This window comes from Halosubterraneus shenae (assembly GCF_050510935.1).
Lineage (GTDB): Archaea > Halobacteriota > Halobacteria > Halobacteriales > Haloferacaceae > JBDGPU01.
Genome location: NZ_JBNLVO010000003.1, coordinates 117,814 through 131,580 on the forward strand (window position 1 = coordinate 117,814; position 13,767 = coordinate 131,580).

A 13,767-nucleotide genomic window follows, 5' to 3' on the forward strand; every position below is an offset into this window, starting at 1 on the left:
GGCTCGTCTACGCTCGCTCGGTGATCTCCAGGCAGTCCCCCCAGTGAAAGCCGGCAGTCCGGAGGGAGTCCAGAAGTACCTTGTCGGCCGACGAGAAACGTGTCGGTAATGGTGCTTTCTCGGCTTTTTTCTCCGATCGCCGACACCGACAGACGGGTGATCGTCCTCGCGCTCGCCCGGATGGTCGGCGCGCTCGGCAACTCGTTCCTCGTCGTCGTGCTGCCGCTGTACATCGCCAGCGAGGTCGTGGATGTCGACGCCCTCCTCGGCTCGACGGTCGGCGTCGCCGGGATCGGGATGACGGTGACGGAACCACTCCTCATCGGCTTCGTCCTCTCGCTGTTCGGGTTCCTCAACAGTCTCTCACAACCGTTCACCGGTCGCCTCTCGGACCGCACGGGGAGCCGGAAGCCGTTCATCCTCGCCGGGGTGCTCCTGCTCGGGACCGCCTCGGGGCTGTACGCGTTCGCGACCGAGTACTGGATGCTCGTCCTGTTGCGCGCGATCCAGGGGCTCGGGGCGGCGCTCACGATCCCCGCGACCGTCGCGCTGGTCAACGAGTACGCCACCTCGGGCAGCGAACGCGGCGGCAACTTCGGCGTGTACAACACGTTCCGGTTGATCGGCTTCGGGCTCGGCCCGATCATCGCCGGCGCGGCTGTCGAAGCGGGCCCGTACGACCTCGGCTGGCTCGGCATCGACCTCGTGATCTCCGGTTTCGACGCCGCGTTCATCGTCGCCTTCGTCGGCGCGTACCTCTCGCTCGGGCTGGTGTACCTGTTCGTCCACGACGCCGCGGAGGCGAGCGAGGCCGGCGAGGACCTCTCGATCCGGATCCGCGGCGACGAGAGCCTCCTCGACCCGGTGTTCGCGCTCGGGCTCGCCACCATCGCGATGGGGATCTGCATCGCGCTGTACGCGACGCTGCAGAACCAGATCAACGTCAGGCTCGACCAGGCGCCGATCTGGTTCGGCGCGCAGTTCTCGGCGGTCACCCTCGCGAACGTCTTCCTCCAGATCCCCGTCGGGCGCGCGTGTGACCGGTTCGGCCGCCGCCCGTTCCTGCTCTCGGGCTTCGTGCTGCTCATTCCCGCAACCCTGTTCCAGGGCATCGTGACGACGCCCGTAACGATGCTTGCCGTGCGGATCCTCCAGGGCGTTTCCGTCGCGTTCGTCTTCGCGCCGTCGCTGGCGCTGGCCGGCGACATCGCTCGCGAGGGCGAGTCCGGGTCGACGCTCTCCGTGCTGACGATGGGCTTCGGCTTCGGCATCGCGCTCGGCCCGCTCGTCTCCGGTTGGCTCGTCGCCTACGGCTTCCTCGTCCCGTTCGCGGTTGGCGCTGGGCTCGCCGCGGTCGCGCTGCTGGCCGTGATCACGCAGGTGTACGAGACGCACGACGTTCGCGATAAGGACCTGGCCGTCGACGCCGATGCCGACGCCGCGGAGTAGATCGGAGAAGGAGTTCCGTCGACCCAGCCAGTAGTCGGCGACTATCGCGCCTTCTTCGTCTGCAGACCGGAGATGTACGCTGCCAGGTCCGTCGTCGAGACGATGCCGATGACACCCTCCTCGTCGTCGACGACCGGGAGGTGATGGATGCCGTGGTCGATCATCTTCTCGGCGGCCTCGGCGATGCTGTCCTGTGCCGACGCGGTCGTCACGTCGGTCGACATGTATCGCTCGACCTTCGTCTCCGCCTTCGGCTTGCTCGCAGCCACGATCTTCACGAAGTCCGTCGTCGTCAGGATGCCTTCGAGGTTGCCGTCGTCGTCGACGACGATCAGCGATCCGACGCCGTTGTCCAGCAGCTTGTTCGCAGCCGGCTCGACGTACGTGTCCGCCGTCACCGTGATCGGGTCGGAGGTCATTACCCGCGCAACGAGAATATCGTCCATGTGGTATGGTGGCAGTGGCCGACTAAAAGGGTGTTGCCACCAGCGAACCGCTAACACTCGGGTCGGTCGGGTGCCGAGTCGAAGACGCGGTTTGCCACGTTCGGCGACTCTGGAGCCGCTCTTCGTCGGTCCTGATTCGACGTTCCGATACTGGATAACGGCTCGTGAGAGGGTATCGGGCGCTCCTATTTATAAATAAGACGGGCCCTCGCGCTACTCGAAGTCGGCCTCGCGGTCCTCGAGGAACGCCTCCATCCCCTCTCGCTGGTCGTGGGTGCCGAAGAGCCCGGACCAGGCGCGGCGCTCGAAGGCGAGACCGGCCTGCTGAGGCTGCTCGTGGACCATGTTCATCGCCTCCTTGGCGGTGCTCAGGGCGAACCGCGGCTTCGCGGCCAGCTCGGCGGCCAGCTCCGCGACGTGGTCGTCGATCCGGTCGTGGGCGACGACCTCGCCGACGAGGCCGATCTCGTTGGCGTCGGTCGCGTCGACGCGGTCACCGAAGAAGATGAGCCGGCGGGCGGTCTCGTCGCCGACGAGCCGCGAGAGGCGCTGGGAGCCGCCCCAGCCCGGGACGATCCCCAGGTCGATCTCGGTCTGCCCGATGATGGCGTTCTCGGAGGCGACCCGGAGGTCACACGCGAGCGCGAGCTCGCAACCGCCGCCGAAGGCGTAGCCGTTGATGGCGGCGATGACCGGCGCCGGGAACGCCTCGAGTCGGTCCGCGACCTCGTGGCCGAGCTCGGCGTACGCCTGCGCTTCTGGCGTGGACAGGTCCTTCATGTAGGAGATGTCCGCACCGGCGATGAACGCCTCCTCGCCGGCGCCGGTCAGCACCAGCACGCGGGCCTCGGCCTCCTCGGCTTCGGTGAGGGCCTCGCGGATCGCCTCAAGCGTCGTCACGTTGAGCGAGTTGAGCTTCTCCGGGCGGTCGATGGTAAGCGTCGCGACGCCGTCGTCGTCAATGTCCAGTGAGATGGTTTCCCACGTCATGCCCTGACCGTTCGGCGGCATCCTCAAAATCGTTCCCCAACGGAGCGGCGACCGTCGCCGCGCTCCGGGATACCCAGCTGCCGATTCGGAACGCCCTTTACCGGGGTTCCTGTATCACGCCGTATGGATCTGTCGGAGGAGGAACGAGAGCGACTGGCCGACGTCGTCCGCCTGCAGCCGACGAAGAACTCGGAGCTGCAGGACGCCTGGGACATGGAGAGCGGCAGCGAGGTGCACGGCTACCTCCAGTCGCACCTGAAGGATTACTACTTCCGCGACGACAACAGCCTCATCCGCGCGACGGCCGAGGCGGCCGACCTCGTCGACGTCGAGCCCGGCATCGAGAGCGGCGAGGGCGGCGAGGAGGGCGGCGTCCCGAGCGTCGTCCGCGTCCCCGAGCTGGAAGCGCAGGTGTTCGAGGTCCTCGCCGGCCCGGACGAACGCTCCGAGTCCGTCGTCAGCGTACTCAACAAGGTCCGGGAGCAGTTCGACGTCGACCCGGAGGCCGAAGACGTCAGAAGCGCGCTCCAGAGCCTCCGTCGAAAGGGCGTCGTCGAGATCGAGTATCGGACCGTTCCGACGTTCCGGCTGGCCGTCGCCCGCGACGAGGTCGACGTCGAAGTGAGCGAGTAGGTCGACGTCGAAGTGAGCGGGGAGCTGGTCGCGTGCATCGTTTTTAAAAGATCCGGGAATCGCCGTCAGCAGCGAGCTTTCCTTACGATTCCAGGTTCTCGGGCGAGGCGCCCTTGCCGAACTCGGCGGGGTCCTCCCAGGCATCCCGGCCCGAGACGGTCATCTGCGGGAACGGGAAGGAGATACCCTCCTCGTCGAACCGCTTCTTGACCGCTTCCACGTACTCGGCGCGCGTTTTCACGAAGTCGGCCCGCGACGGGTTTTCGATCCAGATGCGGGACTGGAGGCCCACGTAGGAATCGGCCAGCTCCGTCAGGCGAACCGACGGCGCGGGGTCGCCGAGGATACCGTCGTGCTTCTCGGCCTCCTCGATGATGACGTTCGTTGCCTGGTCGATGTCGTCGTCGTAGTCGATGCCGAAGACGAACTTCAGGCGGAGCTGGTCCTTGTCGACCGGGTTCTTCACCACGCTGCTCGTCAGCTCGTGGTTCGGGACGGTGAGCAGCTCGTTGTCGAACGTCCGCACGCGCGTCACGCGCAGCGAGATGTCCTCGACGATGCCCGAGTGGTCGCCCCACTCGATCCAGTCACCGATGCGGAACGGCTTGTCCGTGTAGATGAACACGCCGGAGACGAAGTTCTTGATGATGTCCTGCATCGCGAAGCCGATGGCGAGCGTGGCGGCGGCCGCGATCGTCGCGAGCGACTGCAGGAAGTTGCCGAACCCTGCCAGGCCGAAGCCGACGCTAACCCCGGCGAACAGCACGACGAACGTCGCCAGCTTGTTCAGCGGACGGCGTGCGTGAGCGTCGAGGCCCCGCTTGTCCAGCATCGAGTTGACGAGCGGGTTGAGAACCGCCTTGTTCAGCACGTAGAAGACGGCGACAACGAGCAGGAAGACGCACGCCGAGACGACGATCGAGGCGAGGCCAGCACCGAGGAACGGCGCCAGCGCTCTCTCGGCCGGGGCGAACTGTGCGACCGGCGTCGCGGACCCTCCGATTCCGGCCATTAGTGCAGTACTGCGGTGTTCCCTCGGGTTTCGACCAGCTCTGCGTCGACCATGTCGGCCAGCTCCTCGGCCAATGCCTCCGTCGACGTGCCGGCGCGTGCCGAACGGAGGAACTTCACCTTCACCAGACGCCGATCGTCCAGCTGGTCGTCGAGTTCGTCGACGACCGACTCGATACCGCTCTTGCCAACCCAGACCGTCACGTCGACGTCGTGGGCCTCCTGTCGGAGTGTCTGATCGGTCATGCAAAGACGAACAACCCCCGAGACATTGAAGCTTGAGGTACGCGGCCGTCGCCAGCGCGTCAGGCGCCGGACGTCGCGTCCGACTCCTCGCCCTCCGAATCCCCGAACGGGTAGCGGTGTGTTGCGCCACAGGAGAGACAGCGGACCACGACGTGACCGGGCTGCGTCCGGACACGCGCGGTGACGCCCGGGCGGAGATACACGTCGCAGTCGTCGCACGTTTTGCGGGCAAACTCGCGCGGGAGACCGGTGCGGTGGCGCTCGGCGATCCGCCGCGCGAGGTGCACGTACTCCCGGGACCGGTCGGGCTCGCCCTCGACGACGGCCTCGCGGGCGAGGGTCAGCAACCGGTCGATTCGCTCCTCCGGGATTCCCATGGAGGTAGGCGGGCGCCGCGGGCCAAAGGTATTGCGAAGCGGGCGACGCGACTACAGGTCCGGATCAAAAGTCGAAATACCGAAGTCGAAAACGCGGGGGCAGCCGGAGCCTCAGTCTTCGAGCGCCTGCGCGATGCGCTGGAGCTGGCGGGTCGCGTCGCGGACCTCGTCGCGGAGCTGGCGCACTTCGCGCACGAGCTCCTCGTTGCCGACGCTCTCGCCGCCTTCCTCGCCGGGGCGACCGCCGGGACCGCCGGGACCGCCAGGACCGCCGCCCATCCCCGGCGGGCCGCCACCGCCGCCGCCGCCCATCATGCCGGACATCATCTGCGCGAAGGGGTTACCGCCGCCACCGCCGCCACCCATGCCGGGCGGGCCGCCACCGCCACCCATCATCTCCTCGGGGCTGGGGCGCTCGCCCTCGCCTTCCTCGCGTTCCTGCTCTCGTCGCTCGCGGATCTCCTCGACCCGCTCGCGGAAGGACTTCTCCTCCCCGTCGCCTTCCTCGCCGTTCTCGCCGGAGTCGGCTTGCTCGTCGTCAGCCATACATCGCGGTAGTGCGCCACACCCGAAAAGGGTTGTTCCTCGTGTCGGCCAGTCGCCCGCCATTCGCCGGGAGGGTGAACCGAGCCGACCCGCCAGCGTTCTTAAGGGTCCGCCGGGAGCAACGTCGGACATGTCCGAGTGGGACGCGGAGTACGTGATCACGCACGTCAGGTACGTCGGCCACCACATCGAGAACGTCCGTCGGTGGCGCATCGAGAACGGGCACCTCGTCGACCCCGTCGAGGTCTCCCGTGAGATCGTGGCGCAGGACCTGGAGATCGGGCTGACGTACCGGACGGCGATTCAGGAGGACGACGAGTGGATCCCGGGCGACCGGGTGACGGCCTTCGACATCGACGGCGACCGCTACCTGCGGACGAAAGCGGGCGACAACCCCGCGGACAACCTCGGCGGCCTCCCGGAGTTCTGAGGGCGTCGCTGGCGCCGGCACACCTTCACTGGCGGCGGCATTCTGTCGCTGTCGATAGCGCTTGAGGCGCTTGCGACGGTGCGTGACCGCCCCTACTCGTGGCCGGACACCGGCACCGGCTCGTAGGGCTCCTCGAGGTACTCGACGTCGGAGTCGCTCAGGTCGATGTCGAGCGCCTCGACGGCGTCCTCGAGGTGCTCGACGCTGGTGGTGCCGACGATCGGCGCGTCGACCCAGTCCTTGTGGAACAGCCACGCGAGGGCGATCTGGGCCATCTCGACGCCTTTCTCGGCGGCGAGCTCCTCGACGCGCCGGTTGATCGACCGGCCGCCGCCCTCGCGGTAGGGGTGATCGTACATGTGCTCTTCCGTCTGGCCCCGTAGCGTCGCGTCTATCTCCTCGTCCGGGCGCGTGAGGTAGCCGCGGGCGAGGGGGCTCCAGGGCATGACGCCGACGTTCTCCTGCTCGCAGAAGGGGAGCATCTCGCGCTCCTCCTCACGATAGACGAGGTTGTAGTGGTTCTGCATCGTGACGAACCGCTCCAGCCCCAGCTCGTCGCTGGTGTGGAGCATGTCCTGAAACTGGTGGGTCCACATCGACGAGGCGCCGACGTACCGGACCTTGTTGCGACGGACGGCGTCGTCGAGCGCGCGAAGCGTCGTCTCCGGCGGCGTGTCGTAGTCGTAGCGGTGGATCTGGTAGAGGTCGACCGTGTCCATGCCGAGCCGGTCGAGGCTCGCCTCCAGCTCCTGCTCGATCGCCTTCCGGGAGAGACCGCTTGAGTGTGGGTTCCCCTCGTCCATCTGGTGGAACACTTTCGTGGCGACGACGGTCTCCTCACGGTGCCCCTCCAGCGCTTCGCCGAGCACGCGCTCGGACTCGCCGTTCGAGTACATGTTGGCGGTGTCGAAGAAGTTGATCCCGAGATCGAGCGCGCGGTCGACGAGCTCTTTCCCCTCCTCCTCGTCGAGAACCCACTCGCGCCAGTCCGAGTCGCCGAAGCTCATGCAGCCGAGGCAGATCTTCGAAACTTCCATGCCGGTGTCACCGAGGGTCGTGTACTCCATGGGAGGGGTGTCGGTGTCGGGTGGCAAAAAGGTCCCTTCCGCGGCGAAGAACTGGGCGATCTTTTAAACGCGGCGTCTCAGTTCCCCTGAATCGCGTCGATCACCATCGCGGCGGCGACGACAGGCTCCGTGGGCACGTCACTCCCGTCGTCGATGCTGATCACGTATTTGTCCTTGAGCGAGAGCTTGCCGCCGATGGTCCCCACGTGTCCGCCGTCGGCGTCGGCGATCTCGTACCTGTGCGGAATCAGCTCCCCGAGCGGGAGGGTGTTTCGCGCGAGCGTCGTGAGCGCGCCCCGCGAAGTTATCGTTGCGATGACCGACTCGCTCTCCGCGTCCCGGACGCGCCAGCTGTCCTTGAAGATGGAGTAGTCGTTGTCGAGCACGACGACGTCCTCCCCCGTCACGGCGTCCGAGATCACGTAGTTGCCGGCGACGTCGATGATACCGCCAGCGTTCACCTCGAACACCTCGTTGCCGTCGCCGTCGACGAACGGGAACTGCTCTTTCAGTTTAAACAGCTTCTGCTTCCCCCGGAGAACGACCTCGTCGTCCTCGTCGTAGGCGGCGTACTTGTTCCGGACCAGCGACTGGACGACGGTGTACGTGTCGTCGTCGAGCGTGATCGCTTCGAACCCGTGTTCGGGCATAGGGCAGGATCTCTCGGGTCCATGCTTGAAGCTTTTTTATTCCACCCTTAATCGGTGGAAAATACCCTGGTTCGCGCGGCGTCGCGTTCGAACCACAACCCTCAACTCGCCGTTTCACCTGGTATCCGACGTGCCGAAGTGTGACTACTGCGGGGAGACGTTCGACGACGACGACGCCCACGACGAGCACCTGCTGGCGACGCATCGCGACGAGCTCGGCCGGATCGACAGACGCCGCCTCGACCTCGCCGGCGACGACGAGGGGGAGGAGGGCGTCTCGGCCGGCATCGTCATGCTCGGCGCCGTCATGGCGCTCGCGCTGATCGCCGTCGGCGTCGCGATGTACCTGACGAGCGGCAGCGACGGGGGCGGAGCCGACGGGCCCACGAACGTGGGCGGCGTCCATTACCACGGGACGATGGACGTCGTTATCGACGGCGAGTCGGTCGACTTCTCACAGCCGAAGTACCAGTACAGCAACACCGGCGAGGACGCCTTCCACTACGAGGCCGGCGACGGATCGCAGTGGCACGTCCACGCCAACCGCGTCACGCTCGCGTACGCGATGGACAGCCTGGGCATCCCGGTCAACGCGACGAGCGTCACCTACGAGGGGACGACCTACCGCGACGGCGACGCCAACACCACCGTCACCATCACGGTCAACGGCGAGCCGGTGACGCCGAGCGAGTACGTCCTGCAGGAGGGCGACCACGTCCGGATCGTCGTCGAGCAGTCCTGAGCCCGTCCTCCCGTGCCCACCTTTAAGTAGCGCCCCGTCGACCCCGACGTATTTGGGGCCTCCCGTCGACGACGTGGTATGACCGTCTGGCTGCTCGGCGACCAGCTGTACCCCGAGGCCGACGTCCTCGAATCCGCCGACCGCGTGCTATTCGTCGAGGCCCGCGAGGTCGGCGACCGGAAGCCGTACCACCCGCAGAAGCTAACGTACCTCTTCTCGGCGATGCGGCACGCCCGAGACGACCTCCGCGACCAGGGGTACGAGGTCGAGTACGTCGAGTCCGACACGTTCGGCGAGGGGCTCGACGAGTACTTCGCGGCCGAGCCCGGCGACGACCTCGTGATGCAGCGCCCGCCGAGCCACGGCGTCCCCGAACGCTTTCGGGAACTCGTCACCGCCCGGGGCGGGTCGCTCTCGTTCGTCCCCGACGGCCGGTTCGTCACGACGCCAGCCGAGTGGGACGAGTGGGCCGACGAGAACGGGGGTAGCGAGGGAGACGACGCGAACCCCTCCTACCGCCAGGAGGACTGGTACCGCCACGTGCGCCGGCAAACCGGCGTCCTGATGGACGACGGCGACCCCGTCGGCGGCGAGTGGAACTACGACGACCAGAACCGGGAGACGCCGCCCGACGACTGGACGCCACCGTCGCGCGCGACGTTCGAGGCGGACGCGATCACCCGGGAGGTTGCCGAGGAGGTCGCCGAGCGATACGGCGACCACTGGGGCGCGCAGGAGCCGCCCGACGGGTTCGACTGGCCCGTCACGCGCGAGCAGGCGCTCGCGGCGCTGGACCACTTCGTCGAGCACCGGCTCGGCGCGTTCGGGCCGTATCAGGACGCGATGGTCGAAGGGGAGTGGGCGCTGTCGCATTCGCTGCTCTCGCCGGCGGTCAACCTCGGACTCCTGCATCCGATGGAGGCCGTCGAGGCCGCCGAGGCCGCCTACGAGGCCGGCGACGCGCCGCTCAACAGCGTGGAGGGGTTTATCAGGCAGCTGATCGGCTGGCGGGAGTTCATGCGCCACGCCTACCGCGAGGCGATGCCGGGCCTGGCCGAGGCGAACCAGCTCGGGCAGGAGCGCGACCTGCCGCCCGCTTACTGGGACGGCGACACCGACATGACCTGCCTCTCCGAGGCCGTCGGCCACGTCCACGACCGCGGGTACGCCCACCACATCGAGCGCCTGATGGTGCTCGCGAACTTCGCGCTCGTCTACGGCGCCGACCCCCAGGAACTCAACGACTGGTTCCACCTCGGCTTCCTCGACGCGTACCACTGGGTGACGACGCCGAACGTCGTCGGCATGGGGACGTTCGCCTCCGACGTCGTCTCCTCGAAGCCGTACGCGTCCTCGGGAAGCTACGTCAACCGGATGAGCGACTACTGTGCGTCCTGTCCGTACGCCGTCTCCCGGACGACGGGCGAGGGGGCCTGCCCGTTCAACGCGCTCTACTGGGACTTCCTCGCCGAGCACGAGGAGACGCTGCGCGGGACCGGCCGGATGGGGCTGATGTACTCACACCTCGACGACAAGGACGACGACGAGCTAGCCGCGATCAGGGAACGCGCCAACGAGGTGCGCGAGCTGGCCGCGAGTGGGGAGCTGTAGACCAATGCCCGGCACGGACGTCGAGATCCGCGAGGCGACGAGCGACGACGCAGAGCGTCTCGCGGGGGTCTACCGTAGCGCGTACGCCCACAACCGGAAAATCGGGTTTCCGGCAAGCGCCGAATCGGCGACGCGGTCGGAGGTCGTCGAATGGATCACGGCTCACACGGTCTTCGTCGCCGTGGCCGAAAGCGCCGTCGTCGGCGGCGTGCGGTTAACTGAACCGGAGCCGGCCCGTGGCAAGATCAGTCGCTTCGGCGTCCACGAGGACTGGAAGGGGCGGGGCATCGGCGGCGAGCTGCTGGCGCACGTCGAAGAGGTCTGTCGTAACCGTGGGTACGACTCCGTCCGACTCACGACCCCCGGCGACCATCCGTTTCTACCGGGTTTCTATCGCTCCCGTGGATACGAGAAAACCGGGGACTACCCGCTCGACTACCGGGACTACGACGAGATCGTGATGGCGAAGCAACTGTGAGACGCGTCGCTATCGACCTGCGAGACGCGATAAAAGGTGCCGGGTGGGCCTACAGGCGCGTCAGGTTCTTGGCGCGCGGGCCCTTGTCGGCCTGCTCGATCTCGAATTCAACTTCCTGTCCCTCCTCGAGGTCCGGGCCGCCGATGTCTTCCATGTGGAAGAAAACGTCCTCATCCGCTTCCTCGGTCTCGATAAAGCCGTAGCCTCCTGTGTCGTTGAAGAAGGCAACCGTTCCTGTCGCCATCGCGTCTCCAAAGACACCCAACGCGGAAATAAACGTTTGGGGAGCGGTCGCCGACCGCTGGCGACCGCCACAGCGAACGATAGGGCGCAACCTCCAAGATAGAAACGCAGTTCAGGTTTGGATTCCGAAGTACATCCGCGTTTGAGTTCTCGTTTAAAGGCACAACCGCCATCAATGAGGAGCCCGTAGTATACAATAACATGAGCACCCAGCGAGCGCATCTCGAGATCCGGGGAATGTCCTGCGCGACCTGCTCCGGGACGGTGCAGGAGGCGCTGACGGCCCTCGACGGCGTCGAGGAGGCGAGCGTCAACTTCGCCACCGACGAGGGCACCGTGACGTACGACCCGGAAGCGGTCTCCCTGGGCGAGATCTACGCGGCGATCGAGGACGCGGGCTACGAGCCGGTGTCCGAGTCGGCGTCGGTGACGGTGATGGGGATGACCTGCGCGACCTGCGCGGAGACGACCGAGCGCGCGGTCGCCGACGTCCCCGGCGTCGTCGAGGTCGACGTCAACGCGGCCAGCGAGGAGGCGCGGGTCGAGTACAACCCGATGGACGCCGACCTCGAGGCCGTCTACGACGCCATCGAGGCCGCCGGCTACGAACCGGTGCGCGAGGAGGACGGTGACGCCGGCGCCCGCGAGAGCGCTGTCGACGCCGAGCTGCGTCGCCAGCGACGGCTCGTCGTCGGCGGCGGGCTCCTGACGCTCCCGTTCTGGGCGCTGATGGGGAGCATGGTCGGCCTCTACTCGGTCCCCGAGACCGTCGCCGGCGTCCGGATCGGCTGGTTCGAGTTCGCCATCGCGACGCTGCTGATGGCGACGCTCGGCAAGGAGTTCCTCGTCAGCGCCGGCCGCGCGTTCCTGAACAGCCGCGACGTCAACATGGACACGCTGGTCGCGGTCGGCTCCTCGGCCGGGTACCTCTACTCGACGGTCGTGCTCTTCGGGCTGCTCTCGGTCGGCAGCGGCCTCTACTTCGAGGCGGTCGCGTTCATCCTCTGGTTCATCACCGTCGGCAACTGGCTGGAGGCGCGCTCGAAGGCGACCGCCAGCGACGCGCTCCGCTCGTTGCTCGAGCGCGAGGCCGAGGAGGCGACCCTCGTCGAGGACGGCGAGGAGCGCACCGTCCCGCTCTCCGAGGTCGAAGTGGGCGACGTGATGAAGGTCCGCCCGGGCGAGAAGGTCCCGACCGACGGCGTCGTCGTCGACGGCGAATCCGCGGTCGACGAGTCGATGATCACCGGCGAATCGGTCCCGGTCGAGAAGGAGCCGGGCGACGAGGTCGTCGGCTCGACGGTCAACGAGAACGGCGTCCTGCTCGTCGAGGCGACGAAGGTCGGGGAGGACACCGCCATCCAGCAGATCGTCGACCGCGTGCGCGAGGCGCAGTCGCGCCAGCCGGACATCCAGCGCCTCGTCGACAAGGTCTCCGGCGTCTTCGTCCCGCTCGTCCTGCTCAACGCGACGGTCTGGGCAGTCCTCTGGTTCCTCTTCCCCGAGCAACTGACCGCGGTCGCAAACGCCCTCCCGCTCTGGGAGCCGGTCGGCGGCGGCCCCGTCGCCGCTGGCGTCCCCGTGCTGGAGTTCTCGATCATCGTCTTCGCCTCCGCGGTCCTCATCGCGTGCCCGTGCGCGCTCGGCCTCGCGACGCCCGCGGCGACGATGGTCGGCTCCACCATCGCCGCGACCTCCGGCATCCTATTTAAAGGCGCGGACGTCCTCGAGCGCGTCCGCGACGTCGACGTCGTCGTCTTCGACAAGACGGGGACGCTGACGCACGGCGAAATGGAGCTGACGGACGTCGAGGTCGTTGCGGGCGACGGGCACGCTGTGGACGGCGGCGTCCCGACGGAAGCCACCGACGGCGGCGTTGCGACCGCGCCGGACGCCCAGGGCCCCGAAGCCGACGACGACGACCAGCCCGCAGCGACGGAGGAACTCGTCCTGCAGGCTGCCGCGAGCGCGGAGGGCGACAGCGAGCACCCGCTCGGCGAGGCCATCGTCGAGGGGGCCGCGGAGCGCGGCGTCGACGTTCTCGACACCGAGTCCTTCGAGAACGTCCCGGGCCACGGCGTCCGGGCGACGACCGAGCTCGGCGAGGTCCTCGTCGGCAACCGGAAGCTCCTCCGGGACAACGACGTCGACCCGGGCCCCGCCGCCGAGGCGATGGAGCGGCTCGAACGCGAGGGGAAGACCGCGATGCTCGTCGTCGTCGACGGTCGGCTCGTCGGCGTCGTCGCCTGCGCGGACACGGTCCGCGAGAGCGCTCGCGAGACCGTGCAGGCGTTCCGTGAGCGCGGCATCGCGGTCCAGCTCCTCACCGGCGACAACGAGCGGACCGCGCGCGCGGTCGCCGAGGAGGTGGGCATCGACCCCGAGAACGTCCGCGCGGAGGTGCTCCCGGACGACAAGGCGGACGTCGTCGACGAGATCCAGGCCGACGGCACGCGGGCGGTGATGGTCGGTGACGGCGTCAACGACGCCCCGGCACTGACGACGGCCCACGTCGGCATCGCCATCGGCTCCGGCACGGACGTCGCCATCGAGTCCGCGGACGTGACCCTGATGCGGGACGACCCCGCGGACGCGCTGAAGGCGCTCCGGATCTCGGACGCCACCATCGCGAAGGTCCGCCAGAACCTGTTCTGGGCGCTCGCGTACAACGCGACGCTCATCCCCGTCGCCTCGCTCGGCCTCTTAAACCCGGCGCTCGCGGGGCTGGCGATGTCGATGTCGTCGGTCTCGGTCGTCACGAACAGCCTCACGTTCCGCCGCTGGGACCCGAACGAGGAGTACCACCCGGCCGTCCTCCGGCCGGTCTACCGGCTGCTCGAATAACCCG

16 protein-coding genes are annotated in these 13,767 nt (G+C 67.7%); 7 read left to right on the plus strand and 9 right to left on the minus strand.

Features of this window, described 5'->3' with window-relative positions; genetic code table 11:
* Window positions 1-108: 108 nt before the first annotated feature.
* Window positions 109-1,449, plus strand: coding sequence for an MFS transporter (locus tag ACQE3M_RS07025; protein WP_430504886.1), 1,341 nt, complete (start codon window positions 109-111; stop codon window positions 1,447-1,449).
* 41 nt (window positions 1,450-1,490) lie between these two features.
* Here ACQE3M_RS07025 and ACQE3M_RS07030 read toward each other — a convergent pair whose 3' ends face one another.
* On the minus strand, window positions 1,491-1,895 hold the full coding sequence (locus tag ACQE3M_RS07030; RefSeq protein WP_430504887.1) for a CBS domain-containing protein: 405 nt from the start codon (window positions 1,893-1,895) through the stop codon (window positions 1,491-1,493).
* Window positions 1,896-2,108: 213 nt separating this feature from the next.
* Entirely contained in the window at window positions 2,109-2,885 is a 777-nt protein-coding gene (locus ACQE3M_RS07035) for an enoyl-CoA hydratase/isomerase family protein (RefSeq protein WP_430504888.1), read from the minus strand.
* Between the two features lie 123 nt (window positions 2,886-3,008).
* Between ACQE3M_RS07035 and ACQE3M_RS07040 the strand changes: the two genes are divergently transcribed.
* Window positions 3,009-3,518: a DUF5797 family protein gene (locus ACQE3M_RS07040; protein ID WP_430504889.1), complete on the plus strand. Its 510-nt coding sequence runs from the start codon at window positions 3,009-3,011 to the stop codon at window positions 3,516-3,518.
* An 82-nt stretch (window positions 3,519-3,600) separates the two neighbouring features.
* Here ACQE3M_RS07040 and ACQE3M_RS07045 read toward each other — a convergent pair whose 3' ends face one another.
* The 4 genes from ACQE3M_RS07045 to ACQE3M_RS07060 form a co-directional block, all read right to left on the minus strand.
* A complete protein-coding gene (locus ACQE3M_RS07045) occupies window positions 3,601-4,530 on the minus strand; it encodes a mechanosensitive ion channel family protein (RefSeq protein ID WP_430504890.1) in 930 nt (309 codons plus the stop codon).
* Window positions 4,530-4,775 carry a YhbY family RNA-binding protein gene (locus ACQE3M_RS07050; protein WP_430504891.1) on the minus strand — a complete coding sequence of 82 codons (246 nt, stop codon included), beginning with the start codon at window positions 4,773-4,775 and terminating at the stop codon, window positions 4,530-4,532. Before ACQE3M_RS07050 ends, ACQE3M_RS07045 begins: the two co-directional genes overlap by 1 nt.
* Before the next feature lie 59 nt (window positions 4,776-4,834).
* Window positions 4,835-5,152, minus strand: a complete 318-nt coding sequence (locus ACQE3M_RS07055; RefSeq protein ID WP_430504892.1) for a ribonuclease P protein component 4 — start codon at window positions 5,150-5,152, stop codon at window positions 4,835-4,837.
* 111 nt (window positions 5,153-5,263) lie between these two features.
* Entirely contained in the window at window positions 5,264-5,698 is a 435-nt protein-coding gene (locus ACQE3M_RS07060; protein WP_430504893.1) for a hypothetical protein, read from the minus strand.
* Window positions 5,699-5,828: 130 nt separating this feature from the next.
* Between ACQE3M_RS07060 and ACQE3M_RS07065 the strand changes: the two genes are divergently transcribed.
* Complete coding sequence (locus ACQE3M_RS07065) at window positions 5,829-6,128, plus strand: DUF3892 domain-containing protein (protein WP_430504894.1); 300 nt, start codon at window positions 5,829-5,831, stop codon at window positions 6,126-6,128.
* Between the two features lie 92 nt (window positions 6,129-6,220).
* On the opposite strand, the gene ACQE3M_RS07070 is transcribed toward ACQE3M_RS07065, so the two are convergent.
* Window positions 6,221-7,195 (minus strand): aldo/keto reductase, encoded by a 975-nt coding sequence (locus ACQE3M_RS07070; protein ID WP_430504895.1) that lies wholly within the window; start codon window positions 7,193-7,195, stop codon window positions 6,221-6,223.
* 77 nt (window positions 7,196-7,272) lie between these two features.
* The gene (locus ACQE3M_RS07075) at window positions 7,273-7,845 is read right to left on the minus strand and encodes an LURP-one-related/scramblase family protein (RefSeq protein ID WP_430504896.1); all 573 of its coding nucleotides are present in this window, start codon (window positions 7,843-7,845) and stop codon (window positions 7,273-7,275) included.
* A 130-nt stretch (window positions 7,846-7,975) separates the two neighbouring features.
* Here ACQE3M_RS07075 and ACQE3M_RS07080 point away from each other — a divergent pair, with 130 nt between their 5' ends.
* The 3 genes from ACQE3M_RS07080 to ACQE3M_RS07090 all read left to right on the plus strand — a co-directional run bounded on the left by ACQE3M_RS07080 (window position 7,976) and on the right by ACQE3M_RS07090 (window position 10,676).
* The gene (locus ACQE3M_RS07080) at window positions 7,976-8,587 is read left to right on the plus strand and encodes a hypothetical protein (protein WP_430504897.1); all 612 of its coding nucleotides are present in this window, start codon (window positions 7,976-7,978) and stop codon (window positions 8,585-8,587) included.
* A gap of 78 nt (window positions 8,588-8,665) precedes the next feature.
* The gene (locus ACQE3M_RS07085) at window positions 8,666-10,198 is read left to right on the plus strand and encodes a cryptochrome/photolyase family protein (RefSeq protein WP_430504898.1); all 1,533 of its coding nucleotides are present in this window, start codon (window positions 8,666-8,668) and stop codon (window positions 10,196-10,198) included.
* 4 nt (window positions 10,199-10,202) lie between these two features.
* Window positions 10,203-10,676: a GNAT family N-acetyltransferase gene (locus ACQE3M_RS07090; protein ID WP_430504899.1), complete on the plus strand. Its 474-nt coding sequence runs from the start codon at window positions 10,203-10,205 to the stop codon at window positions 10,674-10,676.
* A gap of 49 nt (window positions 10,677-10,725) precedes the next feature.
* Here the strand turns inward: ACQE3M_RS07090 and ACQE3M_RS07095 are convergent, their stop codons facing one another.
* Window positions 10,726-10,920: a cold-shock protein gene (locus ACQE3M_RS07095; RefSeq protein WP_430504900.1), complete on the minus strand. Its 195-nt coding sequence runs from the start codon at window positions 10,918-10,920 to the stop codon at window positions 10,726-10,728.
* A 200-nt stretch (window positions 10,921-11,120) separates the two neighbouring features.
* On the opposite strand from ACQE3M_RS07095, the gene ACQE3M_RS07100 reads away from it, so the two are divergent.
* Window positions 11,121-13,763, plus strand: a complete 2,643-nt coding sequence (locus ACQE3M_RS07100) for a heavy metal translocating P-type ATPase (RefSeq protein WP_430504901.1) — start codon at window positions 11,121-11,123, stop codon at window positions 13,761-13,763.
* Window positions 13,764-13,767: the final 4 nt, after the last annotated feature.

Excerpts from the sequence above, each read along its gene's own strand:
- ACQE3M_RS07050 (WP_430504891.1), bottom strand. The coding sequence starts at position 4,775 with ATGACCGATCAGACACTCCGACAGGAGGCCCACGACGTCGACGTGACG.
- ACQE3M_RS07045 (WP_430504890.1), bottom strand. The coding sequence starts at position 4,530 with ATGGCCGGAATCGGAGGGTCCGCGACGCCGGTCGCACAGTTCGCCCCG.
- ACQE3M_RS07065 (WP_430504894.1), top strand. The coding sequence starts at position 5,829 with ATGTCCGAGTGGGACGCGGAGTACGTGATCACGCACGTCAGGTACGTC.
- ACQE3M_RS07075 (WP_430504896.1), bottom strand. The coding sequence starts at position 7,845 with ATGCCCGAACACGGGTTCGAAGCGATCACGCTCGACGACGACACGTAC.
- ACQE3M_RS07100 (WP_430504901.1), top strand. The coding sequence starts at position 11,121 with ATGAGCACCCAGCGAGCGCATCTCGAGATCCGGGGAATGTCCTGCGCG.
- ACQE3M_RS07055 (WP_430504892.1), bottom strand. The coding sequence starts at position 5,152 with ATGGGAATCCCGGAGGAGCGAATCGACCGGTTGCTGACCCTCGCCCGC.
- ACQE3M_RS07025 (WP_430504886.1), top strand. The coding sequence starts at position 109 with ATGGTGCTTTCTCGGCTTTTTTCTCCGATCGCCGACACCGACAGACGG.
- ACQE3M_RS07095 (WP_430504900.1), bottom strand. The coding sequence starts at position 10,920 with ATGGCGACAGGAACGGTTGCCTTCTTCAACGACACAGGAGGCTACGGC.
- ACQE3M_RS07030 (WP_430504887.1), bottom strand. The coding sequence starts at position 1,895 with ATGGACGATATTCTCGTTGCGCGGGTAATGACCTCCGACCCGATCACG.
- ACQE3M_RS07070 (WP_430504895.1), bottom strand. The coding sequence starts at position 7,195 with ATGGAGTACACGACCCTCGGTGACACCGGCATGGAAGTTTCGAAGATC.
- ACQE3M_RS07035 (WP_430504888.1), bottom strand. The coding sequence starts at position 2,885 with ATGACGTGGGAAACCATCTCACTGGACATTGACGACGACGGCGTCGCG.
- ACQE3M_RS07060 (WP_430504893.1), bottom strand. The coding sequence starts at position 5,698 with ATGGCTGACGACGAGCAAGCCGACTCCGGCGAGAACGGCGAGGAAGGC.
- ACQE3M_RS07090 (WP_430504899.1), top strand. The coding sequence starts at position 10,203 with ATGCCCGGCACGGACGTCGAGATCCGCGAGGCGACGAGCGACGACGCA.
- ACQE3M_RS07040 (WP_430504889.1), top strand. The coding sequence starts at position 3,009 with ATGGATCTGTCGGAGGAGGAACGAGAGCGACTGGCCGACGTCGTCCGC.
- ACQE3M_RS07085 (WP_430504898.1), top strand. The coding sequence starts at position 8,666 with ATGACCGTCTGGCTGCTCGGCGACCAGCTGTACCCCGAGGCCGACGTC.